The following is a 24,801-nucleotide window of genomic DNA, read 5'->3' as shown; positions in this document are numbered from 1 at the left end:
AGGCGGTCTCAGCCGACCGAGGCCGGGAAGCCGTGCTCGGCCTGGAGCCGGAGCATGGCGTGCTCCACCACCGTGACCAGCACCTGCTTGACCGACTCCCGCCGCCGGGCGTCGCACATCACCAGCGGCACGTCCGGCGAGATGGCCAGCGCCTCCCGGATCTCCTCCAGCTCGTAGTGCGGCGCGTCGTCGAAGCGGTTCAGCGCCACCACGTACGGCAGCTTGCGGTTCTCGAAGTAGTCCAGCGGCGCGAACGCGTCGGTGATCCGGCGGGTGTCCACCAGCACCGCCGCGCCCACCGCGCCCCGGATGATCTCGTCCCACATGAACCAGAACCGGGTCTGGCCGGGGGTGCCGAAGAGGTAGAGGATCAGGTCCTCGGCCATGGTGATACGCCCGAAGTCCATGGCGACCGTGGTGGTCTCCTTGCCCGGCACCTTCGACGGATCGTCGATGCCCACCCCGGCCGCGGTCATCAGGGCCTCGGTGGTCAGCGGCTGGATCTCGGAGATCGCCCCGACCAGGGTGGTCTTGCCCACCCCGAAGCCGCCCGCGATCACGATCTTCGCGGAGATGATCTCCCGGCCGCGGTTCGCCCCGTCGGGGTCATAGTTCGCGAAGTCCACTTAGCACCCTTCCAAGCAGGTTCATGCGCGCCGCGAAGCCCGTCGCGGGAGCGGCAGTGTGTAGCGTCAGCAGGCCCTCGGCCACCATGTCGGCGACCAGCACCCGGGTGACGCCCAGCGGCATCCGGGTGTAAGCGGCGATTTCCGCCAGCGACTGTGCCCGGCCCTCACAGACCGAGGAGATGCGGTACTTGTCGTGCCCGGCGAAGCGCGCCTCGGCCGACTGCGTCGGCGTGCTGGACAGCACCGCCTCGAGCGCGATGTTCTGCAACGGCTCGGTGCGGCCCCGGGTGACCGCGTACGGTCGCACCAGCGCGCCACGCGGATCACGTCGCGGTTCCAACTCGCGATCACCTCCCCTCGTACGGAGCCGAAGCGGCTCCGGATCACCAGGTCGACCGGCCCGGTCAGGACCGGACGGCGTCCCTCGGCAACGGGACCAACGCCTGGCCGACCCGCTCCACCAGCAGTGCCATCTCGTAGCCCACCTGACCGACGTCGCAGCTGCGCGCCGCGAGCACGGCCATCGACGAGCCGTCGCTGATGGACATCAGGAACAGGTATCCGCTGTCCATCTCGATCACGGTCTGCAACACCCCGCCGGCGCTGAACATCCGCGCCGCGCCCTCGGTCAGGCTCACCACGCCGGAGGTGATCGCGGCCAGCTGGTCGGCCCGGTCCCCGGGGAGGTCCCGGGAGGAGGCGAGCAGCAACCCGTCCGCGGACACCGCCACCACGTGGGCGATGCCGGCCACGCTGTCGGCGAAGTTGGTGAGCAGCCAACCCATGTCCTGCATGGCAGCCGGCCTGTTCATCGGTTCGTCTCCTTGGTCGAGGTGCTGGTCGGGTCGGCGCCGGCCGTACGGCCCCGCTGGACGCCGCGGTGGTACGCGGAGAGCAGCCCCCGCACTTCGTCCGGGGTACGTCGGCTGCGGTCCCGCCCGCTCTTCGGTTCGATCCCACCGGGCACGAGCTGGGCCTGCGGCACGCGCTTGGGCAGGCCGGAGCGGGTGGTGCCGCCGGTGGTGGGCTCGGCGGCCCGGCTGGCCCGGGTCCACCCCTCGTCGGCCGCCGTCCGCCAGGCCTCCGGGTCGACGGGCGAGGCGGGCGCGGGGGCCGGCGACACCGGGTTCGCCGGCGGCGGGGCCGCCGCGGCGGGCCGGGTGGGCGGCACCGGCGGCGGGCTGTACGGCGGCGGCGTGGTGATCCCGGCCGCCTGGGCGCCGGGGGTGCGGGTGGGCAGCGGCGGTCGCGTCGCGGCAGTGGGCTGCATCGACGCGGCCGGCTCCGGCACTGCGGGCGGCACCGGTGCGGGTGACGGCGCCGCCGGCTGCGTCGGTGCGGGCGGCTCGTCGAACCGGGGCCGGGTGAAGATGGTGGTCTCGTCCTCTCCGTGTGAGCGGAACCAGACCGCCTCCATCTCCCGGAATATCGGCGCCTCGGCCGGCCGTTCCGGCCGGGCCACCACCGGTGCGGCCGGGGTGGGCTCCGCCGGTGGCGGCACGGCCGGCGGCTGGTAGGCCGGCGGTGCCGCGGTGGCCGCCGTGTCGCTGCTCGGCGCCCGCTGCGGCAGCGGGTCCAGAGCGGGGTACGCGACCGTCGGCCCACCCGCCGACCAGCCGGCGCCGGACACCGGCGTGGGCGCGGTCGTCGGCGCGGCGGCAACCGGGCTGGAGACGGTGGGCATCGCGCCGGTCGCCCCGCCGAGGTGCACGACCGGCGCGGCGGTGTCCCGCGCCTCGGCCGGGGCCTGCCAGCGGGCGGGCGGTGGGGTGGTCGCCCCGCGCCACTGCTCGGCGAGGGTCGCGGTCGCGCCCCGGCCGGCGCCGGCCAGCGCGTCGGCGGCGCCGACCTGGCTCAACGGCGACTGCTCCACGGCGAGCGGCTGACGCGGCCGGGTCAGCGGGGCCTGGCCCCGGTTGACCGGCAGCACCACGGTGGGGTTCGGCAGCGTCACCTGGGCGACCGTGCCGCCCTCGACGTTGCGGCGCAGCTCGACCCGGATCCCGTAGCGGGAGGCGAGCCGGCTGACCACGGCCAGACCCATCAGCCGGAACGCGGCCACGTCGACGGTCGGCGGCGCGGCCAGGCGTCGGTTGAGCGAGTCGAGCTGCTCGTCGCTGAGGCCGAGACCCCGATCCTCGATCTGGATCAGCACGTAGTCGCGGATCCGGCGACCGTCGGCCACCACGGAGGTGTTCGGCGGCGAGAACCGGGTGGCGTTGTCGAGCAGCTCGGCCACCAGGCGGACCACGTCGTTGACGGCGTGCGCGGCGACCGAGATGTCGGTGTCGACCGTGCCGAACTCGATCCGGTTGTAGAGCTCCACCTCGGACTGGGCGGCGCGCAGCACGTCGACCAGGAGCGCGTCGTCGCGGCGCGGCACCGCCGAGTCGGCCCCGGCCAGGACCAGCAGGTTCTCGTCGTTGCGGCGCATCCGGGTGGCCAGGTGGTCCAGCTCGAAGAGCTGGGCCAGCCGCTTCGGGTCCTCCTCGCCGCGCTCGATCGCGTCCAGCTCGCCGATCATCCGGTCGACCAGGCTCTGCGAGCGGCGGGCCAGGTTGAGGAACATCGCCGAGACGCTGGTCCGCAGCGCGGCCTGCTCGGCCGCGACCCGGACCGCCTCGCGGTGGACCACGTTGAAGGCCACCGCCACCTGGCCGACCTCGTCCCGGTTGGACAGCTTGATCGGGTCGCGGACCTGCTGGACGATCTCGTCCACGCCGCCGTCGCCGATGGCGTTGACGTTCTGCAGCCGGCTCACCGCGTCCGGCAGGTCGTGGTTGGCGACCGAGAGCGCGCCCTCACGCAGCCGGCGCAGCGAGTCGTTGAGCGAGCGGGCGAGCACCACCGCGAGCGTGACGGCGACGGCCAGGGTGAGCAGCACGAGCAGGCTCTCCACGAAGGCCTGCCGGATCACGTCCGCGCGCACCGCGTCGGCGTCGGCCAGCAGCTCGTCCAGGAGCTGGATCTCCGCCCACCGCATCAGGTCGTCGACCGCGCCGATGGCGGCGGACGCCTCGTCCCGGGTGACCTGCGTGGGCTTGCCGACCGACCGGGACAGGTCGTTGGCGACCCGGTCGGCGAGCTGGACCGCGTCGCCGGAGACGGTGCGGTCCACCAGGCCCCGCTGTTCCGGCGCGGCGGCCCGGGAGAAGGCGAGCAGCGCCTCCTGCTGGCCGGTCAGGGTGGCGACGAAGGAGGAGAACTGCTCCTCGTCGATCCGGCCGCCGGCGGCGAGCGCGGTGAACGCGACCGCCTGCTCCTCCGCGACCTCGGCCTTGGCGTGGGCGAACGCGGCCACCGCCCGGCGGGCGTCGGCGAGGCTCTCCGCGCCGGGCTGCTGGGCCAGCGCGTCGCCGTACGAGACCAGGTCGTCGAGGACGATCCCGTAACGCAGGCTCGCCTCGGCCACCGGCATCTGCAGGCGGTCGAGCACCTCCTGGCGGGTGCCGTTGAGCGTGGCCAGGTGGTCGTCGATCACCTTCAGCCGGTCCCGGATCGCGGCCGACACGTCGCCGAGCTTGTCGCGCTCCTCGCGGTACGCCGCGATCCGCTCGTCCGTGCGACGCACCCGCAGGTTGTAGTCGTCGGGCTTCTGCTCCGGGTCGGCCAGGAAGGCCGCCGCCGCCATCCGCTCCTTGTGCAGGTCCTGGGTGAGCGCCGAGACGTCGACCGAGACCGCGGTGAGCGCGCGGACCTGGTCCGCCTCGTACGCGCCCTGGCCCACGGAAATGAGTCGGATAGTTGCCAGTGCGATGACAGCGGCTACCGGAACGACCAGGATGAGGGCGAGCTTGGAGCGGATCCGCGCGTCGCGCAGCCTGGGCAGGCGCCGTCGCCGGTTCCGCTGTTCGGCGTTGGGGCTCCCGGGCAGGGTCGTAGGTCCGGTGCTCACGACATCGCCTCCGTCGTTTCTTCCACGCGCGACCCGCTGACCCGTGCCTGGTGCAGCGGCCAGCGCCACGCGCGGCACGGCCGCGATTTCATCAGACGAGATCCTGTTTGGGAAGCCGCAGTGAGGCAGGAAACGGTCGGGGTCGACTCAACCCGAGATCCGATCACCTAATACCTTCTTTTCTCCAACCCCCTGAACAGGGGATGTCACTCCAGAGTGGTCACGCGCATCTGGGCAGTAATTGTCGGTTAACGTTTCGTGTCCCCAGCATGTGGGATGAGCGTCCCGAAACGGCTTCCGGCGTCCGCGCTTGACCACAGGGCCCGGCATTGGCAAGGTTTTGCAGGCTTCGCGCACACCGTACGGCACACCAATCCCGTTCCTCCACTGAGGACGGACGAGCGGCGGTGATCGGGCGTCGACCCGCGCCGCACCTGGAGGACTGAGTTGAGCCCCATCCGCTCCGCGCGCATCGCGGTGCTCGCATCGGCCGTGCTGGCCACCACGCTCACCGGCTGTGGGATCGGCGGGGAACCGCAGGACACCAGCCCGATCGTGATCGCCGCCGACCTCGAACTCTCCGGCGCTTCCGCGCCGATCGGCAAGGTCTACCAAAGGGCTCTGGAACTGAAGGTCGACCAGTTGAACGCCTCGGGCGCGCTGGGTGGCCGGCAGATCAAGCTGAGGGTGAAGGACAACCGCTCCGACGCGGCCGAGTCCTTGCGGAACATCAACGATTTCAGTGGTGACGCACAGGTGAGCGCCGTCATCATGGGCAGTTGCAACGAATGCGCCGTCGGCGCCGCCCGCACGATCGGCGACAAGCGCATTCCCACCATCGCGCTCGCCTCCGCCGGCGCGGTCACCGAGCCGGTCGGCCAGCGCCGATACGTCTTCAAGCTCGCGCCGAATGCGGCCGACAGCGCGGCGGCGCTCACCACCGAACTGAGCCGGCGTCAGATCCGCAAGGTGGCCGTGCTGCACAGCGCCGACGGCTACGGCCAGGAGGGGCTGACCGCGCTGCGGCGCGAGTTCGGCAAGACCTCGGTACGGCTCGTCGGCGCCGAGTCGGTGCGCACCACCGACACCGAGGTGAGCACCCAGATCAGCGACCTGATCGCCAAGAAGCCGCAGGCCCTGGTCCTCTGGACCACGCCGGAGCAGGCGACGCTGGCCGCCACCACCGCCCGGCAGAGCAAGTTCGGCGGCTCGTTCTTCTTCGACGCCTCGGCCGCCGGTGACCTGTTCCTGGGCCCGTCGGCCCGCTCCACCGAGCAGGCCACGCTCATCTTCACCCAGACGATGGTGATCGACGACGTCATCGCCACCACCCCGGCCAAGGCCGCCCGCCGGCAGTGGTTCCAGGACTACACCGCCCGGTTCGGTGGCTACAACGGCTTCTCCTCGTTCGCCGCGGACGCGGTGCAGCTCATCGCCGACGCCGAGCAGCGCGCCGGCGGGAAGCCGGGCGAGGTGAACCGGGACGCGCTGCGCGACGTCCTGGAGACCGCACAGCTCGACGGCCTCTCCGGGCCGATCCGGATGACCCCGGACAACCACTCCGGGCTGATGCCGCAGGCGTTGACGACGCTTGTCGCTCGTGGTGGTCGCTGGCGGCTCGCCGGGTAGTCACCGTGGGGGTGTGGGCCCCGGCGCCGGGGCCCACCTCCCCTCGGGGTGGGTCAGCGGGCGGAGGTGGTGGCCCGGACCCAGGGCAGGGCGAGGCGCTCGATCAGGCTCAGCACCGCGTAGAGCACGATGCTCATCAGCGCCACCAGCACGATGGCCGCCCAGGCGGTCGCGGTGTCGCCGACGCCGTTGTACTGCAGGATCTGGTAGCCCAGGCCGGGCCGGTCCGAGTAGAACTCCCCGATCACCGCGCCGATCGCGGCCAGCGGCATGGCCACCTTGAGGCCGACGAAGATCTGCGGCAGGGCGGCCGGGAAACGCACCTTGCGGAACGACTGCCACCAGGACGCGTTGAGCGACCGGCCCAGCTCCGCCAGGTCGGCCGGGGTGGTGGTCAGCCCGGTGGCGGTGGAGAGCACGATCGGGAAGAAGCAGAGCAGGAACACCATCGTCAGGATGGGTTTCTGGCCGAAACCCACGGCCACCACGAGCAGCGGACCGAAGGCGATCTTCGGGACCGCGTTCACCGCCACCAGCAGCGGCGCGAACATCCGCTCCACCCGGCGGGACGCGGCCAGCGCCATCCCGATCAGCACGCCGACGGCCGCCGAGAGCAGGAAGCCGGCGAGGGTCATCCAGGTGGTGATGCCCAGCGCCGGCAGCAGCACGTCGGTGGTGGCGGCCAGCGAGCGGGCCACGTCCTGCGGCGGCGGCAACGCCACCGGGTGCACCAGGTGCAGCCCCGAGGTGACCAGCCACCATGCGGCCACCGCGATGACCAGCCCCAGCGCCGGCAACCCGACCGCCGCCGGGCGTACCGCCGGGCCGCGACGGGGCCGCGCGGTCGGGGCCGGCTCCTCCGGCGCCCCCGGCCGGGCCTCGGTCAACTGCGTCAACGTGTCCTCCTCTCTCGGCCGGTCAGGACGACCGGCACGCGAAGGGGGTGCGCCCCACCGGGTGTTCCGGCGGGGCGCACCCCCGTGACCCGAGCCGACCGGTCAGGCCTTCGGCGCGAGGTTGAAGTCGATGATCTGGTCCGGGGTGAGGTTCTGCTTGAGCGCGCCCGCGCCCTGCAGCAGCGCGATGCTCTTGGCCACCCGGCCGCTGTCCAGCGTGCCGATCGCGGTGCCGGAGTTGCTCGACCGGACGTACGCGGCCATCAGCTGCAGCTCCGCGGCGGACGCGCCCGGGTTCGCGGCCGGCACGTTCTTCTTCAGGATCTCGCCCGCCTCCTCCGGGTGCTCCAGGGAGTACTCCAGGCCCTTGAGCAGAGCGGCCGTGAACTTCTTGACCATCTCCGGCTTCTCCTTGGCGATCTTCGTGGAGGTGATCAGCGCGTTGCCGTAGAGGTCCTGCATCACGTTGCTGTAAGGCAGCACGACCGGCTTCTTCTTGGCCACCGCCTCGACCGTCGGCTGGCCGACGACGAACTGGCCGATGCCGTCCACCGAGCCCGAGCCGAGCATGCCGATCAGGCCCTGCGCCTCACCGTTGACCCAGGTCACCTTGCTGCCGTCGATGCCGGCCAGCCGGGCGTACGTCGGGAAGAGGTTGCGCACGACGGAGGTCGGGGTGTCGGCGAGCTTCTTGCCCTCGAGGTCCTTCGGGGTGGCGATGTTCTTGCCCTCGACCGTGACGATGGCCGCCATGGTGCGCTGCTGGATCGCGGCCACCGCGACGAAGTCCTTGGCCTGGCCGTTGCCGAGCTGCAGGATGCCGCCGGTCAGGTCGATCGGGCCGAAGTCGGCCTGACCGCCGGTGATGGTCTGGATGACGGAACCGGTGCCCTGGCCGGGCTTGATGTCGACGTCGAAGCCGGCCTCCTTGAAGAAGCCCTTGTCCTTCGCCACCCAGGCGTAGGAGTCACGGCCGAAGTTGCCGAACGAGGTGAGGTAGGTCACCTTCTCCAGCGCCGCGCCGTTGCCGCCGCCGCCCTCGGACTTGTCCGAGTCGCTGCTGCAGCCGCCGACGAGGGCGAGGGCGGTCGCCAGCGCCGCGGCGGCGACCGTACGGGTCAACCTTCTCATCAGTGCACCATGTCCTTTCCGACCAGGACTTCTTCGCCGGTCGGGTCGTGGGTCCGACGGGGTCGGCAGGAGGGGCAGCCGACTGGACCGTCGTGAGGGGACTCTTCGCGCGCAACAGCGTACGAGAAGGCTGATGACGCGCCGCAACCGTCCGGGTTGCGGAAAGGAAACGAAGTTGCGTGACGGAAAGCGGACTGACGTCCACCCCGGACGGTGCTATAAGCACGATCCCCGCTACGCTAGCCCGGCTCACGTTCGCGACGACGGTGGAAGGGAGCCGGCGGGAGATGATCCGACTGTCCGGGGTGTCCCGCACCTTCGACGGCCGTTCGGGGCGGGTGGAGGCACTGCGCGGCATCGACCTCGACGTCGCCGAGGGTGAGTTCGTCGCCGTGCTGGGCCGGTCCGGCTGCGGCAAGTCCACGCTGCTGCGCATGATCGCCGGTCTGCTGCCGGTCACCGCCGGCGAGATCACCGTCGCCGGCACGCCGATCACGAAGCCGCGGCGGGACGTGGCCATGCTGTTCCAGCGGCCGGCCCTGCTGCCCTGGCGCACGGTGCTCGACAACGTCCTGCTGCCGGTGGAGATCTTCGGCTGGAGCCGGGCCAAGCACCGCGACCGGGCCCGCGAGCTGCTGGAGATGGCCGGGCTGGGCGGCTTCGAGAAGCGCCTGCCGCACGAGCTGTCCGGCGGCATGCAGCAGCGCGTCTCGCTCTGCCGGTCGCTGATCGGCTCACCCCGGGTGATGCTGATGGACGAGCCGTTCTCCGCGCTCGACGCGCTGACCCGGGAGGAGCTCTCCGGGGAGCTGCAGCGGGTGCACATGGACACGAAGGCCACCATCGTCTTCGTCACCCACTCGATCGACGAGGCGGTGCTGCTGGCCGATCGCGTGGTCGTGCTCAGCCCCCGCCCCGGCCGGATCCGCGAGGTGGTCGAGGTGACCGTGCCCCGGCCCCGCACCCTGGGCCGGCACGCGCACCTGGCCGACGTCGCGCGGATCAGCGCCGAGCTGCACGAACTGCTGATGGAGCGGGACGCCCCGGGCGTACCCGCGTCGGCCGGCCCGGCGGACCCGCCGGCCGCGTCGACCGAGACGCCGCCGCGGGCCGCGGCGGCGGGAGGACGGTGACCATGCGGGTCTCGGTCTTCACCGAACCCCACCGCGGAGCGGACTACGACGACCAGCTCCGGTTCGCCCGCCTGGTCGAGGAGACCGGCTTCGAGGGCTTCTTCCGGGCCGACCACTACCGGGCCATGGGAGACGAGCCGGCGCTGCCCGGCCCCACCGACGCCTGGCTCACGCTCGCCGCGCTGGCCCGGGAGACCTCCCGGATCCGGCTCGGCACGCTGGTCACCTCGGCGACCTTCCGCCTGCCCGGACCGCTGGCCGTCATGGTCGCCCAGGTCGACCGGATGAGCGGCGGCCGGGTCGAGCTGGGCATCGGCGCCGGCTGGTTCGAGCGCGAGCACACCGCCTACGGCATCCCGTTCCCGCCGGTCAACGAGCGGTTCGACCGCCTGGCCGAGCAGTTGGAGATCGTCACCGGGCTGTGGCGCACCCCGCTCGGCGAGACGTACAGCTTCACCGGCGAGCACTACCGGCTGGCCGACGCGCCCGCGCTGCCCAAGCCGGTGCAGCAGCCCGGCCCGCCGGTGATCGTGGGCGGCCGCGGCCCGAAGCGCACCCCCGAGCTGGCCGCCCGGTACGCCGACGAGTTCAACATGCCGTTCAAGAGCGTCGCCGAGACGGCCGCCGCGTACGAGCGGGTCCGCGAGGCGTGCGACCGCACCGGCCGTGACGCCTCCGGCCGCGCGCCGCTGACGCTCTCCGCCGGCGTCGTGGTGGCGATCGGACGCACCGACGCCGAGGCACGGCGCCGGGCCGCGCCGCTGCACGTCACCAGCGCGCTCCCGCCGGAGGACCCGGTGGTCGGCTCCCCGGCCCAGCTCGTCGACCGGCTCGGCGAGTTCGCCGCGGTCGGGACCACCCGGGTCCACCTGCGGCTGATCGACTTCGACGACCTCGACCACGTGGAGCTGATCGCCGCCGAGGTGCTCCCCCAACTGGACGGACCACGATGACCGACCTCTCCGCCGAACCCGAACTCGGCCCGGTGGGCCAGGAGATCGTCTTCGAGAACGACCGGGTACGCGTCTGGCACATCCGGCTGGAGCCGGGCGAGCGGCAGCCGCTGCATCGGCACGACCACCCGTACCTGGTGGTGGCGGTCCAGGGCGCGAAGAACGTGGTGCAGACGATCGACGGCGTCACGATCGACGCCGACGAGCCCACCGGCGGGGTGGTCTACCGCGACCCGGGCGCGGTGCACATGCTGACCAACGTCGGTGACACCACCTACCTCGCCCGTCTGGTCGAGTTGACGTAGCCACGCCGGCGGGGTTCGCCGCGCCGCGCGGTGGCAAGGTGGCGAACCACCCCACCGGGCCGTAACGTGCCCGACATGGCCTTTCGGACGTGGGGCAGGCTGCTGCTCACGGCGCTCGGGGTGAGTGTGCTCGCCGGTGCCGGCCAGCTCGGCATCGCGTACGGCTTCGGCGTCGTCCGTCTCGACGGCGCGTTCGTCGACGCCTCGGTCAACCGGTGGCCCGCCCAGCTCGCCTGGGTCGGCTGGTTCGCCGCGGTCGCCACGGTCGCCGGGGCCGTCCTCACCGAGCGCTTCGCCCGCCGGGACGAGGTCCCCGCCGGCACCACCGAGCTGCTCTCCATCGCCGGCGTCAGCGCGCTGGGCGCGATCGTGGTCGCCCCGCTCTGCATGCAGCCGGCCCGCGCCGCCGAACTGGGCGGCTCGGTCGACCCGGTGTGGGCCGCCGGCATCTGCGCCGCCCTCGGCGCGGTGGTGGGCGCGGGCGCGGCCATCACCGTGCTGCTCAAGCCGCCGTTCGGCTGGGGCGTCGCGGGCACCGCCGGGATCGTCTGGCTGCTCGCCCTGCTCTCCGTCGCGCCGACGATCGTCGCCAACCGCCCGCTGGCCACCGTACGGCTGGGGGTCCTCGAACCGTCCTGGCTGGACCCGGCCGCGGCGCAGCGGCTGGCCATGCTGCTGCTACCGGTGCTGGCCCTGCTCGCGGGCGGCGCGGTCGGCGTGCTGGCCCGCCGGGCCGGGCACCCGCCGCTGGTCGGCGGCGCGGCCGGGGCGGCCGGCCCGGTGCTGGTCGCCTTCGCCTACCTGACCGCCGGCCCCGGCACCGCGACCGACCGCTACCAGCTCGCGCCCTACTACGGCGCGCTGATCGCGGTTGTCGCCGGAGCGCTCGGCTCGACCGCCACCACGGTGCTTCCCCGGCCGATCGGCGCGGCCGGCGACGCCGTGGAACCGACCGACATCCTGGCGCCGCTGCCGCCCACGGCGACCGGCGCCGCGCCGGCCACCGGCACCACGGTCGCGGCCACCGGCGCGGCGGCGTCCCCGGCCGCGCCCGGCGGGCCCGCACCCGCGCACTGGGACTGGCCGGAGACCGGCGGCGCCGCCGGCGCGTCCCCCGGCCCTCGGCACGTCGCCCCGGAACAGCCCACCGTTCCCGGGCCGCCCACCGCGCCGGGCCAGCCGGACGACGAGGACCACGCCCGCACCCGCGCGGTGTCCGGCCTGTTGTCCCCGGGCCGGCGGACCTCGGCCATCGACGTGCTGGCCGCCGGCCGGCCCGGGCCGCAGCCGTCGGCCGGGCCGGACCCGGACGACACCCCACCGCGTCCCCGGACCGATGCCGCCGCCGAGCCGGCCCCGCTCACCGAGCCGGCGCCGGTCACCGAGCCGGCCCCGGCGGTCGCGGGGACCGCGACCGCCGGCAGCGCGGCCGCCGACGCGCCGACGGCCACCGGCGGGGCTACCGCCTCGACCACCGGGGCCGTCGGGCCGGAACCCGAGCCGCGGACCGACCCGGCGGCGTCCGCCCCCCGCCCGGCCGAGACGCCCTCCGCCCCGGCACGCGGCGCGCGGGCGCGACGCGGCCGGGCGGCCGAGCGGTCCACCGACGACCGGACGCCGACCGGAGACAGCCCCGTCGCCGGGAGCGATACGCCCGAGCCGGTCACGGCGCCCGACGCGACGCGGAGCCCGACGCGCGACGCCGCCGTACCGGCGGTGGACGCTGCCGTACCGGGTGACGAGGGCACCGGCCGGCCCACCCGGTCGCGCCGCACGCGCGCCGCCCGGACCAGCCGGAGCGACGCCGCGCCGGTGTCCGCCACCACGCCACCGGCCGGGGACGTCCCGCCGGCGGGCCCGATCGCCGCGGCCACCGCCTCCGCCCCGCGCGACACCGCCGACCCGACACCGCCCGGCCCGACACCGACCGACCCGGCACCGACCGCCTCGGCGCCAGCCGCCACGGGAACGCCGGCCGACCCGGCGCCGGCCGCCACGGAGAAGCCGGGAGGCGCGGCGACGCCGGGCGACGCGGACATGCCGATCGCCCCGCCGGCCGCCGAGTCACCGGTCGAGCCGAAGCTGGCTCGCGCCCGGAGCTTCTTCTTCGACGACGCCGAGCCGGCCGGCCCACCCGCCGCGCCCCCGTCGCCCCGGCCCCGGTTCCCCATCTTCGAGGACGTCGCCGAACGGCCGGGCGAGGTGCGGCCGGCCTGGCCGATCGCCAGCCGGCCGCCGCGTCCGGACAGCGCGACCGGGCCGAGCGGGCCGGCCATCGGCCGGGACGGCGACGATCGGGCCGCCCGCGCCGAGCCGGCCCCCCGCCCCCGGCACCAGGGACTGCCCGAGCCGGGCCGGAGCACCGGCTGGGACGCGCTGGCCACCAACGCCAAGCCCGCCGGCCCGACCGCTCCGGAGCCGCCCCGGACCGCCGCCGCCGAGACGACCGTGCCGGCGCAGGCCGGTCCCGGTCCGGACGGCGCCGAGCCGGACCCGACCGGGGAGCGGGGGCGGCACGCCGGTCCGGAGGACGCCGACGCGGTCGGCGGGAAGACCAGGGCCCGGCGGGGCCTGTTCCGGCGCAACCGGGCCAAGGGCGAGCCGGAGCCGGCCGACCGGACGGTCGAGCCGGACGCCACGACCGACGACGAGTACGTCGACTGGGTCGCCGGTCTCGCCTCGGACGACAACGCCGACGACACCCGCTCGCTGCGGACCGGCCGGCACCACCGCGACTGAGCCCTCCGGGGCCGGGCTCTCCCCGGCCCCGGAAACGCTCAGGCCAGCGGCAGGTAGACCCGGGAACCGGAGGCGACGAACTCCTCGGACTTGCCGCGCATGCCGCGCGCCGCGTAGTCCTTCAGCTCCTGGGTGATCTTCATGGAGCAGAACTTCGGCCCGCACATCGAGCAGAAGTGCGCGGTCTTCGCCGGCTCCGCCGGCAGCGTCGCGTCGTGGTAGGCCCGTGCGGTCTCCGGGTCGAGCGCCAGGTTGAACTGGTCCTCCCAGCGGAACTCGAACCGGGCCTTGGAGAGCGCGTCGTCCCACGCCTGCGCGCCGGGGTGCCCCTTGGCCAGGTCGGCCGCGTGCGCCGCGATCTTGTAGGCGATCACGCCCGCCTTCACGTCGTCCCGGTCCGGCAGCCCGAGGTGCTCCTTCGGCGTGACGTAGCAGAGCATCGCGGTGCCGAACATGCCGATCATCGCCGCGCCGATCGCGGAGGTGATGTGGTCGTACGCGGGCGCGACGTCGGTGGTCAGCGGCCCGAGCGTGTAGAACGGCGCCTCGTGGCACCACTCCTGCTGGAGGTCCACGTTCTCCTTGATCTTGTGCATCGGGACGTGCCCCGGGCCCTCGATCATCACCTGGACGTCGTGCTCCCAGGCGACCTTCGTCAGCTCGCCGAGCGTGCGCAGCTCGGCGAACTGCGCCTCGTCGTTGGCGTCCGCGATGGAGCCGGGGCGCAGGCCGTCACCGAGGGAGAACGTCACGTCGTAGCGGGCCAGGATCGCGCACAGCTCGGCGAAGTTCGTGTAGAGGAAGTTCTCCTCGTGGTGCGCCAGGCACCAGGCCGCCATGATCGAGCCACCCCGGGACACGATGCCGGTGACCCGGTCCACCGCGAGCGGCACGTACGGCAGCAGCACCCCGGCGTGCACCGTCATGTAGTCGACGCCCTGCTCCGCCTGCTCGATCACCGTCTCGCGGAACACCTCCCAGCTCAGCTTCACCGGGTCGCCGCCGACCTTCTCCAGCGCCTGGTAGATCGGCACGGTGCCGATCGGCACCGGGGCGTTGCGCACGATCGCCTCGCGGGTCTCGTGGATCCGCTTGCCGGTGGACAGGTCCATCACGGTGTCCGCGCCCCACCGGGTCGCCCAGGTGAGCTTCTCCACCTCCTCCGCCACCGACGAGGTCACCGCCGAGGTGCCGATGTTCGCGTTGACCTTGACCAGGAACGCCTTGCCGATGATCGCCGGCTCGCACTCCGGGTGGTTGACGTTCAACGGCAGCACCGCCCGCCCGGCCGCGATCTCGTCCCGGACGAACTCCGGCGCCACCGACTCCCGGATCGCCACGAACTCCATCTCCGGGGTGACGATCCCGGCCCGGGCGTACGCGAGCTGCGTCGGCCGCTTCCCGTCCACCCCGGCCAGCGGGGTGCCGGCGCCCCGGACCGGCGCCACGTCGCCGCGCTCGGCGATCCACGTCCCGCGCAGCGCGGGCAGCCCGACCTCCGGGTCGGAGCCGGGGCCGGAGGTGTCGTAGAGCCGGACCGGCGGGTTGTCCCCGGTCAGCGCCACCTCGGCGAACGGCACCCGGACGTCCGGCCGGGACCCTTCCACGTACACCTTGCGACGTGCCTGCATGACAGCCTCCCTGTCGGTCAAGCGGACCAGCCGAAGTGGTCCAGCGGGCCGCGTCCCGCGCCCAGCTCCCAGCTCCGCGCGCCGGTCAGCGCGCGGGTGACGTACTCCTTGGCGGCCTCCACCGCGACCGGCACCGGGTCGCCGGCGGCCAACCGGACCGCGACGGCGGCCGCGAACGAGCAGCCGGTGCCGTGGTTGTGCCGGGTGTCCACCCGGGGCGCGCGCAGCAGCCGCGTAGTCCCCCCGCCCGCCAGCACGTCCACCGACTCGCCGGCCGCGTCCACGTCGCCGCCGGTCACCACCACGAACGCCGGTCCGCGCGCCGCCAGCGCCTCGGCCGCCGCGACCATCTCCTCGACGGTGCCCACCGGGCCTCCGGTGAGGGCCGCGGCCTCCGCGCAGTTCGGCGTCGCCACCTCGGCGTACGGGAGCAGCCGCTCGACCGCCTCCACCACGCCGAGCCGGTGCCCGCTGGTGGCGACCAGCACCGGGTCGACGACCAGGTGCGGCAGCCGCCCGGCCCGGGCCGCGTCGGCCACCGCGTCGGCGACGGCCGGGGTGCCGAGCATTCCGGTCTTCACCGCGCGGACGGCGAAGTCGCCGAGCACGCTGTCCAGCTGGTCGCGCACGGTCTGCGGGGGCAGCGGCAGGACCGCGTCGACGCCCCGGGTGTTCTGCGCGGTGACGGCGGTGAGCACGCTCGTGCCGTACGCGCCGAGCGCGGCGAACGTCTTCAGGTCGGCCTGGATGCCGGCGCCGCCCCCGGAGTCGGAGCCGGCGATGGTGAGAACTGTTCTCGGCGTCACTGGTCTTCTCCGGTGGTTACGGTTGAGGGCTGTGGCCGACCGTGCCCACTGGCGTTCTTCGGTGGTTGCGGTCGGGGCTGCGGCCGACCGTGCCCACTCCGGGCGGTCAGGCTTGATCCCTCCGTGGTCACGGTCGGCCGCAGCCCTGTCTCGGGGGGACGTTCGCCGCGACGCGCAGGGCTGGTGACAAGGCGGGTGGCCGCCTCCTGGAAGGCTCTGCCCAGCGTGGTGGCGGTTTCGGTGGGGTCCTGGGCGCGCATGATCGCGCCCAGCACGGCTACGCCGGCGGCGCCCGCCTCGACGCATGCGGTGACCTGATCCGGGGTTTCGATGCCGCCCAGGGCGAGCACCGGGACCGGGCTGGCTTTCACCAGCACGGCGAGCCCGGCCGGGCGCAGTGCCGGGCCGTGGCCGGGCTTCGTCCTCGTCTCGTAGACCGGGGACAGCGTCGCGTAGTGCTCGGTGGTGAGCCGGGCCAGCTCGGCGGTGTCGTGGCAGGATCGGCCGACCAGTCCGACGGCGGGCGGCGGGTAGGGGCCGGCGGCGGGCAGGTGCACCGCGTCCCCGTCGAGCGGATCCGGTCCGGCCACGACGAGCGTGCCGCCCGCCTCGGCGAGGATCGCGCGCAGGTCGACGGCGAGCGCGAGGCGTTCGGCGCGGGGCAGGTCCTTCTCCCGCAGCACCACCCACCGCACTCCCCCGCCCACGGCACCCGCCACCACGTCGACGAGCGCCCCCCGCGCGACGCGCCGATCGGTGAGCAGCACAAGCCCACTCGGGCAGCCCTCGATCCTGGTACGCGGCCGCCCCTCCAGGGACGCGTCCGTACCAAGATCCGCAGGGCGTACGGCGGTCACAGGTCGGGCCGTCCCTCGTCCGGCGTGGACGCGAGGGCGTGGAAGCGGCGGGCGATGCGGCCCGCGCCGTACGCCAGGCGGCCGGCCTCCACCGCGTACCGCATCGCGGTGGCCATCGCCACCGGGTCGGCGGCCCGGGTCACGGCGCTGGCCAGCAGCACCGCGTCGCAGCCCAGCTCCATCGCGAGCGCGGCGTCGGAGGCGGTGCCGATGCCCGCGTCGAGCACCACCGGGACGTCGACGGCCTGTCGGATCAGCCGGATGTGGTGCGGGTTGCCGATGCCCAGACCGGAGCCGATCGGCGACCCGGCCGGCATCACCGCCGCGCACCCCACGTCGGCCAGCCGCCGGGCCAGCACCGGATCGTCCGAGGTGTACGGCAGCACGGTGAACCCGTCCGCGACCAGCTCCTCGGCGGCGCGCAGCAGCTCCACCCCGTCGGGCAGCAGCGTGCGCTCGTCGCCGATCACCTCCAGCTTCACCCAGTCGGTGTCGAACGCCTCCCGGGCCAGGTGCGCGGTCTTCACCGCCTCGACGGCGGTGCGGCAGCCGGCCGTGTTCGGCAGCAGCCGTACGCCGCACCGCTCCACCAGGTCCAGCAGCCCGACCGACCCGCCGGGCGCGGTGTCCACCCGGCGCAGCGCCAGTGTCACCAGCTCGGTGCCGGAGGCGCGGATCGCCTGCTCCAGCACGTGCAGGTTGGCCGCGCCGCCGGTGCCGAGGACGAGCCGGGAGCCAAACGAGACCCCGCCGATCTCCAACGTGGACATCCGCTCACCCGCCCTGGGTGGCGCTGAGGACCTCGACCCGGTCGCCGTCGCGCAGCACGCTCGCCGACCAGCCACCGCGCGGCACCACCTCGCCGTTCACCGCGACCGCGAGCCCGCGCTCCCGGTCGGTGACGGTGCGGACCACCTCGGCGACGGTGACGCCCTCGGGCAGCGTCCGGCCGGTGCCGTTGACGATCAGTTCCACGTGCGCTCCTTCCCGAAGCGGTCCGGGGTGAAGGGGGCGAGCGCGGGACCCGGCTCGCCGGTGACGATCAGCTCGGCGACCAGGTCGGCGGTGACCGGGGTGAGCACGATGCCGTGCCGGTGGTGGCCGGTCGCCACGACCACACCGGGCAGGCCGGGCAGCGGCCCGATGACCGGGGCGTTGTCCGGCGTACCGGGGCGCAGCCCGGCGACGGCCTCCACCAGCTCGTACTCGACGAGTTCCGGCACCAGCTCGGCGGCGGCGCGCAGCAGCGTCAGCACGCCTCCGGCGGTGACCTCGGTGTCCGCGCGCTCCTCGACGGTCGCGCCGACCACCACCTCGCCGCTGTCCCGGGGCACCAGGTAGACCGCCTCGCCGTCGGCGTACCCCCGGATCACGTGCCGGAAGCCCGGCGGGCCGCCGGCGGGCGCGCGGAGTCGCAGCACCTGGCCCTTGACCGGCCGGACCGGCAGGCCGGTCAACGCCGCCGCGCCGCAGCCCGCCGAGACCACGGTGACCCGGGCGTCCACCTCGGACAGCGCGCCGACCCGCACCGGCCGCAGCGCGACGCCGGCCCGCCCGGCCGCCGCGCGCAACGCGGTGACCAGCCGGCGCGGGTCGACCTGGTGGTCGCCGGGCGCCACGGCGCCGCCGCGCACCCGGGTGGCCAGCGCCGGCTCGCGGTCGCGCAGCTCCGAGGGGCGCAGCGGCGTGATCGGCAGTGCCAGACCCTGTTGGTACGACCACAGCCGCCGCGCCTCGGCCAGGTCGTCGGCGGTGAGCCCGACGACGAGCGTGCCCTCGGTGCGATGCCCGAGGTCGACGCCGCTCGCCGCGGTCAGCTCCGCGGCGAACGCGGGCCAGCGGGCGGCGGACGAGACCAGCAGCCCGGTCAGCTCGTGCTCCCCGAAGTACGCCTCGGCGACCGGCGAGAGCATCCCCGCGGCCACCGAGGAGGCACCCGACCCGGGCCGGTCGTCGTGCACCACCACGCGCAGCCCGCGCTGGGCGCACCGCCACGCGATCGCCCACCCGATCGGCCCGCCACCCACCACCGCCACGTCGGTAAGGAAGGGCCCCCTGTTAACGCCTCCGGTAGAGGAAGGGCCCCTGCTTAACACGTCAGCGCACCGAGCAGCTCGGCGGTGGCCCGGGCCGGGTCGGCCGCCCCGCTGACCGCCCCCACCACCGCCACCCCGTACGCCCCGGCGGCCCGCAGCGCCGGCACGGTGGCGGCGGTCACCCCGCCGATGGCGATCACCGGCACGTCCACCGCCCCGGCGACGGCGCGTACCCCCGCCGGGCCGATCGGCGTGGGCAGGCCGGACTTGGTGGTGGTGGCGTGGCACGGGCCGACGCCCAGGTAACTCGCGCCGGCGGCGACGGCCGCTCGGGCGCCGCCCGGCTCGCGGGCGGTGGCGCCGAGCACGGCGTCCGGGCCGAGCACCCGACGCGCGGCGGCCACCGGCAGGTCGTCCGCCCCGACGTGGCCCCCGGCAGCGACCACCGCCACCGCCACGTGCAACCGGTCGTTGACCAGGCACCGCGCCCCGTACGGCCGGCAGGCGTCGACCACCAGGCGGGCCAGCTCGTACGCCTCCCGGTCGGTGGCGTCGTCCTCCACCCGGACCTGCACGACGAGGTCGGCGCGGGCCACCGGCAGGGCGGCGCGCAGCACGGCGAGCGGGTCACGCCCCGGCCGGGTGTCGGTGATGAGATGCAGTCGTCCCAGGGACGGCACGGCAACGCTCCTCCCTGCGCCGGCATTACCCGGATCAGGTTCGACGGTCGGGGGCTCCCAGCCCCCCTCTCAGCCCGGTCCACACCGGGCTCCCGTGGGTCACTTGCGGCCTACCGTACGACGCCTCCCCCGCCGGACGGAAGACCGGGTGACGTTTTTCCCAGGAACCCGCCGCGCGCCGGATCGGGGCGTACGGTGACCGTCGCGTCACGACACGCTGTGCGGATGCCCGCTCACGCCCGAGTGCCCGGCGGCCTGTCCGCCCTGCCGTTCCGGGGCAGCCGTGCCGTCTCCGAAGGGCTGCTGACCTGGACGATGTTGCGCGGGCCGACATGGGTCCGTCTGCTGCCTGACGTGTACGTGCACCGGGACGGACACCGCGCCGACGACCACCGGATGTGGTGCGAGGCGGTGGCGCTGCGCCTGCCGCCGGGTGCCGCACTGGCGGGACGCAGCGCCGCCTGGCTGTTCCGGGTGGACCTGCTGGGCCGGGACGCGCCGGTGACGGTGCTGCTGCCGCGCCCCGCCCGACTGCGCCCGCACCCGCGTCTGTCGGTCGCCCGGTCCCCGTTGCCCGGTGGGGATCGGACCCGGTTCGGCGGGCTCCCGGTCACCACCACGCTGCGCACCGCGTTCGACCTTGGTCGGCAGGGGTCACGCGCCGACGCGCTGGTCGCCGTCGAAGCGCTGCTCCGCCGCCGGGTGGTGACGCTGCCCGCCCTGCGCTCCTACGCCGCCGACCGACCGGGCTGGCCGGGCGCTCCGCTGCTGCGCGAGGTGCTGGCCCTGGCCGAGCCGTCGAGCGAGTCCCCGATGGAGACCCGCCTGCGGCTGCTCCTCCTCGACGCCGGCCTCGGCCCGCTCGTCGCGCAGCACGAGGTACGCGCGGGCGGGCGCTTCGTGGCCCGGGTCGACCTGGCCTGGCCGGCGCTCCGCCTCGCGATCGAGTACGACGGCGACCACCACCGCGAGCGGGCTCACTTCCGTCGCGACGTGGCGCGCCTGAACGCGCTCCGCGCGGCCGGTTGGGTGGTGCTCCGGTTCACCGCCGACGACGTGTTGCGCCGTCCGGACGCCACCGTCGCCCTGGTCCGCCAGGCACTCGCCGAACGCCTCGCCACCGCACCGCCGCACTGACCCGGTGTCCCCCACGCGCCCACACCCGAATGCCCCGCCCCTCGGCCCGCCCGACGTGCCGCCCCACCCGACGCCCCCGCCTCCGCCCGACGTGCCGCCGCCGCCCGTCAGCTCTGCCCCGCCCGCCGGGCCCGCCCCGCCCGACGCCCCCGCCCCGCGGTAGGCGGCCAGGTCGAAGTCGTCCGGGCGGTCGTCGCACTCCTCGGACCTGAGGCGCCACGGACGTCAGACCCGCCCGCAGACACCCACAACGTTCCACCCGCCGCCAGGACCGGCCGTGGGTGGAACACCATGGGTGCCTCAGCGCTCGTTTGACACCCATGCCGTTCCACTCACGGTGAGCGCTGGCGCTGAGTGGAACACCATGGGTGTCTGCCTGGCGGCACTCGCCGGTGGATCGCCACGAGAGGTGACGCGTCGCGGGTGGCCACGGCGCAGGCCGCCGTGCTGGAAGGTGGCCACCGAAGGCTGCCACGCTGGAGGGTGGCCGCCGAAGGCTGCCACGCTGGAAGGTCAGCCCGCACCAGGACCGCCACGCGAGGAACGGCCACGCCGTCTCGCTGGCGGACCACCACGCCAACGAGCGACCACGCCGGCGGACCGCGGAGGCGGCCACGCCGGCGGGGATCCGTCAGAGGAGAGCGTCGAGGGCGTCCAGGTCCTCGTCGGAGGGCTGCCAGGTGCCCGCCTCGGCGTTGGCGCGTACCTGCTCGGGCGTGGTGGCGCCGGCGATCACCGAGGTCACCGCGGGCCGGGCGGCCAGGCCGCCGATGGCCACCTGGAGCATGCTGATCCCGCGCTCGGCCGCGTACGCCTCGATCGCCTCGATGGTGTCCCAGCGCGCGGCGGCCAGCCGCTCGGCGTACCGGCCGCCGCCGGCCAGCCGGCTGCCCGCCGGGGGCGCCTCGTCCCGCTTGTACTTGCCGGTGAGCAGCCCGTTGGCGAGCGGGAAGAACGGCAGCATGCCGAGGCCGAACCGCTCGCAGGCGGGGATCACCTCGTCCTCCACGCCGCGTTCCAGCAGCGAGTAGTGGTTCTGCGCGGAGATGAACCGGGTGCGGCCCTGCGACGACGCGGTCCAGTCGGCGTCGGCGATCTGCCACCCGGCGAAGTTGGAGTTGCCGAGGTAGCGCACCTTGCCGGCGGTCACCAGGTCGTCCAGCGCGGCGAGCGTCTCGTCGATCGGCGTACCCGGGTCCGGCTCGTGCATCTGGTAGAGGTCGATGTGGTCGGTGCCGAGCCGGCGCAGCGACGCCTCGACCGCGCGGGCGATGTAGCGGCGGGCGCCCCGGGCGCCGTGATCCGGCCCGTTCGCGCCGTGCATGTCCATGCCGAACTTGGTGGCGACCACCACGTCGTCGCGACGTCCCTTGAGCGCCTGCCCGAGCAGCTCCTCGGAGCCGCCCTGCGGCTCGCCGTAGATGTCGGCGGTGTCGAAGAAGGTGATCCCGGCGTCGAGCGCGGCGTCCACCACTGCCCGGGTGCCGTCGGTGTCGAGTTTGCGGCCGAAGTTGTTGCAGCCGATGCCGACCACGGACACCACGAGTCCGGAGTCGCCCAGCCGGCGGTAGGTCATCTCACTCACGAGATCCACCCTATGCCCGCGCCCGTGCCGCCACCGGGCGAGCGCCGGGCCGGGTCACCGCCGAGGTGAGTCGTCCGCGGCATCAGCTCCATAGGCCTCCGGCGGACGCCCCGCGCCACGCCGCCACGCCGCCGCCACGCCACGCCGCCGCCACGCCACGCCGCCGCCGCGCCACCATCGCCGAACGTCCGCCCGCCCACGCGCCACGCCGCACGACCAGCACCGAACGTCCGCCCGCCCACGCGCCACGCCGCTCGACCGCCGCTGACCGCTCAGCCCAGCACGTCGGCGGCCAGCGCGCGGGCGTCGGCGACCGTCGCCGCCAACTCCACCGGGGTACGCCCCACCGCGCCGAACAGCGCGTGCGCCCGGTCGGCGAAGGCCGGCGGCGCGTCCGGCAACCGGCCGGCGGCAGTGATCATGCCCTTCTCGTTGACCAGCCACCGCCCCGCCCGGCCGTGCAACGCGTGCGCCAGCACCCCGACGACGCGGAACAGGCACCCGGCGACGTAGCCGGCGTCGCCCCCGGCCGCCCCCTTCGCCGCGCCGTCGAGCAGCAGCCCGGTCTCCCAGCCGCCGGCCAGCAGCGCGGCGCCGAGCGCGGGCGGGTAGTCGACGGTCTCGGCCCGCAACGCGGTCAGCTCACCGGTCGGGTCGCCGAGCACCTGCCCGAGCGCCACCTCCCCCGCGTACGCGTGCGAGTAGAAGCCGAGCGGATGACCGGCCTGTACCTGCACCGTGTAGTGGCCGGCCCGGCAGTCCGCCCAGATCCGCCGCACGCGGTCCAGGTCCCGGTAGATCCAGTCCACCGCCGCCCCGCCGACGCGCAGCCAGCCGCCGCCGTCGACCCAGGGCCCCCAGTCGCCGGGCGAGGTGAGGTCCACCGGCCCGTCGGCGACCGAGGCGGCCACCGCGCGCAGCGCGGCCAGGTCCGGCTCGCCCCGGTAGTAGAGCCCGAGGTCCCAGTCGGAGTCGGGCCGGTGGTCGCCGCGGGCCCGGCTGCCGCCGAGCGCCACCGCGACCACGCCGTCGACCGCGCACAGCCGGTCGACCAGTCCCTGGTCGATCATCCGACGTCCCAGACCGGTTCCGACGTCTCCACCACGTCGCCGTCGCCGCGGAACAGCACGAACCGGTCGAAGGTCCGGGTGAACCAGCGGTCGTGGGTCACCGCGATCACCGTCCCCTCGAACGCGGTCAGCCCGGCCTCCAACGCCTCGGCCGAGGCGAGGTCGAGGTTGTCGGTGGGCTCGTCGAGCAGCAGCAGCGTCGCGCCGGACAGCTCCAGCAGCAGCACCAGGAACCGGGCCTGCTGGCCGCCGGAGAGCGTCCCGAACCGCTGGTCGCCCTGGCCGGCCAGCTCGTAGCGGGACAGCGCCCCCATGGCCGCGTGCCGGTCCATCCCGGCCCGGTGCTCGTCGCCCCGCCACAGCACCTCGACGAGCGTCTTCTCCATCAGCTCGGGCCGGTCGTGGGTCTGCGAGAAGTGACCCGGCCGGACCCGCGCGCCCAGCCGGACCACGCCGCCGTGCGCGACCGGCGCGAGCGCGGCGGCGCCGTCGACAGGCGTGTTGCCCGGGTCCGGGTCGGTGCCGCCGCGGGCCAGCAGCCGCAGGAAGTGCGACTTGCCGGTGCCGTTCGCGCCGAGCACGGCGACCCGGTCGCCGTACCAGAGTTCCAGGTCGAACGGGTACGTCAGGCCGTCCAGCTCCAACTGCTCGGCGATCACCGCCCGCTTGCCGGTCCGCCCGCCGGTCAGCCGCATCCGGATGTCCTGGTCCTTCGGGGGTACGGGCGGCGGCCCGGCCTCCTCGAACTTGCGCAACCGGGTCTGCGCGGCCTGGTACCGCGAGGCCATTCCCGAGTTGTACGCGGCCTTCTGCTTGTACATCAGCATCAGCTCGCGCAGCTTCTCGTGCTCCTCGTCCCAGCGCTTGCGCAGCTCGTCGAGGCGGTCGTGCCGGGCCACCCGCGCGGAGTGCCAGCTCGCGAAGCCACCCGGGTGCACCCAGGCGCTGCCGCCCTCGACGGCCACCACCCGGTCGGCGGTCTGGGCCAGCAGCTCGCGGTCGTGCGAGACGTAGAGCACCGACTTGCCGGACTCGCGCAGTCGCGCCTCCAGCCACCGCTTGCCGGGCACGTCGAGGAAGTTGTCCGGCTCGTCGAGCAGCAGCACCTCGTCCGGGCCGCGCAGCAGCAGTTCCAGCGCGAAGCGTTTCTGCTGGCCGCCGGAGAGCGTCCGCACCGGCCGCTCCCGGGCGCTGTCCCAGGGCAGATCCAGCACGACGGTGGCGACAGTGTCGAAGAGCACCTCGGCGTCGTACCCGCCGGTCTCGCCCCAGGCGGCCAGCGCGTCCGCGTACGCGAGCTGGGTCCTGGCGGCGGCGGAGCTGTACTTGCCGCGGACCTCGGCCGACCGCATGGCCGCCTCGGTCTCGGCGAGCCGCCGCCCGGCGTCGCGCAGCGCCGGCGGCGCCAGCGACAGGGCCAGGTCGGCGAGCGTCGACTCGTCGCCGATCATGCCGATGAACTGCCGCATCACGCCGAGCCCGCCGCTGCGGGCGATCGCGCCGGTCTTGACCGGCAGGTCGCCGGCGACCATCCGCAGCAGCGTGGTCTTGCCGGCGCCGTTGGGGCCGACGAGCGCCACCTTGGCGCCCTCACCGACCCGGAACGACACGTCGCCGAACAACTCCCGGCCGTCCGGGAGGATGTGCCCGACCCCTGCCACGTCCACGTATCCCACGCGGGCATCCTGC

General features: G+C 74.6%; 21 protein-coding genes, 1 pseudogene and 1 riboswitch. Of the genes and pseudogenes, 6 read left to right on the top strand and 16 right to left on the bottom strand.

The window, feature by feature from the left end; genetic code table 11:
* Positions 1–8 precede the first annotated feature (8 nt).
* The 4 genes from COO58_RS27715 to COO58_RS27700 form a co-directional block, all read right to left on the bottom strand.
* Positions 9–626 carry an ATP/GTP-binding protein gene (locus tag COO58_RS27715; protein WP_091570183.1) on the bottom strand — a complete coding sequence of 206 codons (618 nt, stop codon included), beginning with the start codon at positions 624–626 and terminating at the stop codon, positions 9–11.
* Complete coding sequence (locus COO58_RS27710) at positions 607–969, bottom strand: DUF742 domain-containing protein (protein WP_030501578.1); 363 nt, start codon at positions 967–969, stop codon at positions 607–609. The genes COO58_RS27715 and COO58_RS27710 overlap by 20 nt, the downstream gene beginning before the upstream one ends.
* Positions 970–1,033: 64 nt before the next feature.
* Positions 1,034–1,441 (bottom strand): roadblock/LC7 domain-containing protein, encoded by a 408-nt coding sequence (locus COO58_RS27705; protein ID WP_013288588.1) that lies wholly within the window; start codon positions 1,439–1,441, stop codon positions 1,034–1,036.
* Positions 1,438–4,524: a sensor histidine kinase gene (locus COO58_RS27700; protein WP_098747853.1), complete on the bottom strand. Its 3,087-nt coding sequence runs from the start codon at positions 4,522–4,524 to the stop codon at positions 1,438–1,440. Before COO58_RS27700 ends, COO58_RS27705 begins: the two co-directional genes overlap by 4 nt.
* A gap of 447 nt (positions 4,525–4,971) precedes the next feature.
* Here COO58_RS27700 and COO58_RS27695 point away from each other — a divergent pair, with 447 nt between their 5' ends.
* Positions 4,972–6,153: an ABC transporter substrate-binding protein gene (locus COO58_RS27695; RefSeq protein ID WP_091570173.1), complete on the top strand. Its 1,182-nt coding sequence runs from the start codon at positions 4,972–4,974 to the stop codon at positions 6,151–6,153.
* Positions 6,154–6,206: 53 nt separating this feature from the next.
* Here COO58_RS27695 and COO58_RS27690 read toward each other — a convergent pair whose 3' ends face one another.
* Together COO58_RS27690 and COO58_RS27685 are read right to left on the bottom strand one after the other, a co-directional pair.
* Positions 6,207–7,049 carry an ABC transporter permease gene (locus COO58_RS27690; RefSeq protein WP_091570168.1) on the bottom strand — a complete coding sequence of 281 codons (843 nt, stop codon included), beginning with the start codon at positions 7,047–7,049 and terminating at the stop codon, positions 6,207–6,209.
* A gap of 102 nt (positions 7,050–7,151) precedes the next feature.
* Positions 7,152–8,180, bottom strand: coding sequence for an ABC transporter substrate-binding protein (locus COO58_RS27685; protein WP_091570164.1), 1,029 nt, complete (start codon positions 8,178–8,180; stop codon positions 7,152–7,154).
* 287 nt (positions 8,181–8,467) lie between these two features.
* On the opposite strand from COO58_RS27685, the gene COO58_RS27680 reads away from it, so the two are divergent.
* From COO58_RS27680 to COO58_RS27665, 4 genes are all read left to right on the top strand, one after another.
* The gene (locus COO58_RS27680; RefSeq protein ID WP_255292786.1) at positions 8,468–9,313 is read left to right on the top strand and encodes an ABC transporter ATP-binding protein; all 846 of its coding nucleotides are present in this window, start codon (positions 8,468–8,470) and stop codon (positions 9,311–9,313) included.
* Positions 9,314–9,315: 2 nt separating this feature from the next.
* Entirely contained in the window at positions 9,316–10,266 is a 951-nt protein-coding gene (locus tag COO58_RS27675) for an LLM class F420-dependent oxidoreductase (RefSeq protein WP_091570161.1), read from the top strand.
* Positions 10,263–10,571 (top strand): cupin, encoded by a 309-nt coding sequence (locus COO58_RS27670; RefSeq protein WP_091570158.1) that lies wholly within the window; start codon positions 10,263–10,265, stop codon positions 10,569–10,571. Before COO58_RS27675 ends, COO58_RS27670 begins: the two co-directional genes overlap by 4 nt.
* Positions 10,572–10,646: 75 nt before the next feature.
* The gene (locus COO58_RS27665; RefSeq protein WP_098747851.1) at positions 10,647–13,310 is read left to right on the top strand and encodes a hypothetical protein; all 2,664 of its coding nucleotides are present in this window, start codon (positions 10,647–10,649) and stop codon (positions 13,308–13,310) included.
* Between the two features lie 38 nt (positions 13,311–13,348).
* On the opposite strand, the gene thiC is transcribed toward COO58_RS27665, so the two are convergent.
* From thiC to COO58_RS27630, 7 genes and pseudogenes are all read right to left on the bottom strand, one after another.
* Positions 13,349–14,941 (bottom strand): phosphomethylpyrimidine synthase ThiC, encoded by a 1,593-nt coding sequence (thiC, locus tag COO58_RS27660; RefSeq protein ID WP_098747849.1) that lies wholly within the window; start codon positions 14,939–14,941, stop codon positions 13,349–13,351.
* A 17-nt stretch (positions 14,942–14,958) separates the two neighbouring features.
* The gene (thiD, locus tag COO58_RS27655) at positions 14,959–15,747 is read right to left on the bottom strand and encodes a bifunctional hydroxymethylpyrimidine kinase/phosphomethylpyrimidine kinase (RefSeq protein WP_091570148.1); all 789 of its coding nucleotides are present in this window, start codon (positions 15,745–15,747) and stop codon (positions 14,959–14,961) included.
* A 194-nt stretch (positions 15,748–15,941) separates the two neighbouring features.
* Positions 15,942–16,538, bottom strand: a pseudogene (locus tag COO58_RS27650) (thiamine phosphate synthase); the annotation flags it as partial.
* Positions 16,539–16,600: 62 nt separating this feature from the next.
* Complete coding sequence (locus COO58_RS27645; RefSeq protein ID WP_091570139.1) at positions 16,601–17,374, bottom strand: thiazole synthase; 774 nt, start codon at positions 17,372–17,374, stop codon at positions 16,601–16,603.
* A gap of 4 nt (positions 17,375–17,378) precedes the next feature.
* The gene (gene thiS / locus COO58_RS27640) at positions 17,379–17,579 is read right to left on the bottom strand and encodes a sulfur carrier protein ThiS (RefSeq protein ID WP_013288601.1); all 201 of its coding nucleotides are present in this window, start codon (positions 17,577–17,579) and stop codon (positions 17,379–17,381) included.
* A complete protein-coding gene (gene thiO / locus COO58_RS27635) occupies positions 17,570–18,700 on the bottom strand; it encodes a glycine oxidase ThiO (protein WP_176558991.1) in 1,131 nt (376 codons plus the stop codon). The genes thiS and thiO overlap by 10 nt, the downstream gene beginning before the upstream one ends.
* Positions 18,694–19,320: a thiamine phosphate synthase gene (locus COO58_RS27630; RefSeq protein ID WP_091570130.1), complete on the bottom strand. Its 627-nt coding sequence runs from the start codon at positions 19,318–19,320 to the stop codon at positions 18,694–18,696. The genes thiO and COO58_RS27630 overlap by 7 nt, the downstream gene beginning before the upstream one ends.
* Positions 19,315–19,426: riboswitch (TPP riboswitch) on the bottom strand. (Overlaps the previous gene by 6 nt.)
* Before the next feature lie 119 nt (positions 19,427–19,545).
* On the opposite strand from COO58_RS27630, the gene COO58_RS27625 reads away from it, so the two are divergent.
* Entirely contained in the window at positions 19,546–20,457 is a 912-nt protein-coding gene (locus COO58_RS27625) for an endonuclease domain-containing protein (protein ID WP_098747846.1), read from the top strand.
* Between the two features lie 631 nt (positions 20,458–21,088).
* Here the strand turns inward: COO58_RS27625 and COO58_RS27620 are convergent.
* From COO58_RS27620 to COO58_RS27610, 3 genes are all read right to left on the bottom strand, one after another.
* Positions 21,089–22,051, bottom strand: coding sequence for an aldo/keto reductase (locus COO58_RS27620; RefSeq protein ID WP_176558990.1), 963 nt, complete (start codon positions 22,049–22,051; stop codon positions 21,089–21,091).
* 263 nt (positions 22,052–22,314) lie between these two features.
* A complete protein-coding gene (locus tag COO58_RS27615) occupies positions 22,315–23,112 on the bottom strand; it encodes a nucleotidyltransferase domain-containing protein (protein ID WP_098747843.1) in 798 nt (265 codons plus the stop codon).
* Positions 23,109–24,788, bottom strand: coding sequence for an ABC-F family ATP-binding cassette domain-containing protein (locus COO58_RS27610; RefSeq protein WP_091570116.1), 1,680 nt, complete (start codon positions 24,786–24,788; stop codon positions 23,109–23,111). Before COO58_RS27610 ends, COO58_RS27615 begins: the two co-directional genes overlap by 4 nt.
* Positions 24,789–24,801: the final 13 nt, after the last annotated feature.

The sequence above is a fragment of the Micromonospora sp. WMMA1996 genome, from assembly GCF_002573675.1.
Lineage (GTDB): Bacteria > Actinomycetota > Actinomycetes > Mycobacteriales > Micromonosporaceae > Micromonospora > Micromonospora sediminicola.
The sequence above is the reverse complement of the archived record's forward strand: the minus strand, read 5'-3'. Positions and strand labels throughout refer to the sequence as shown.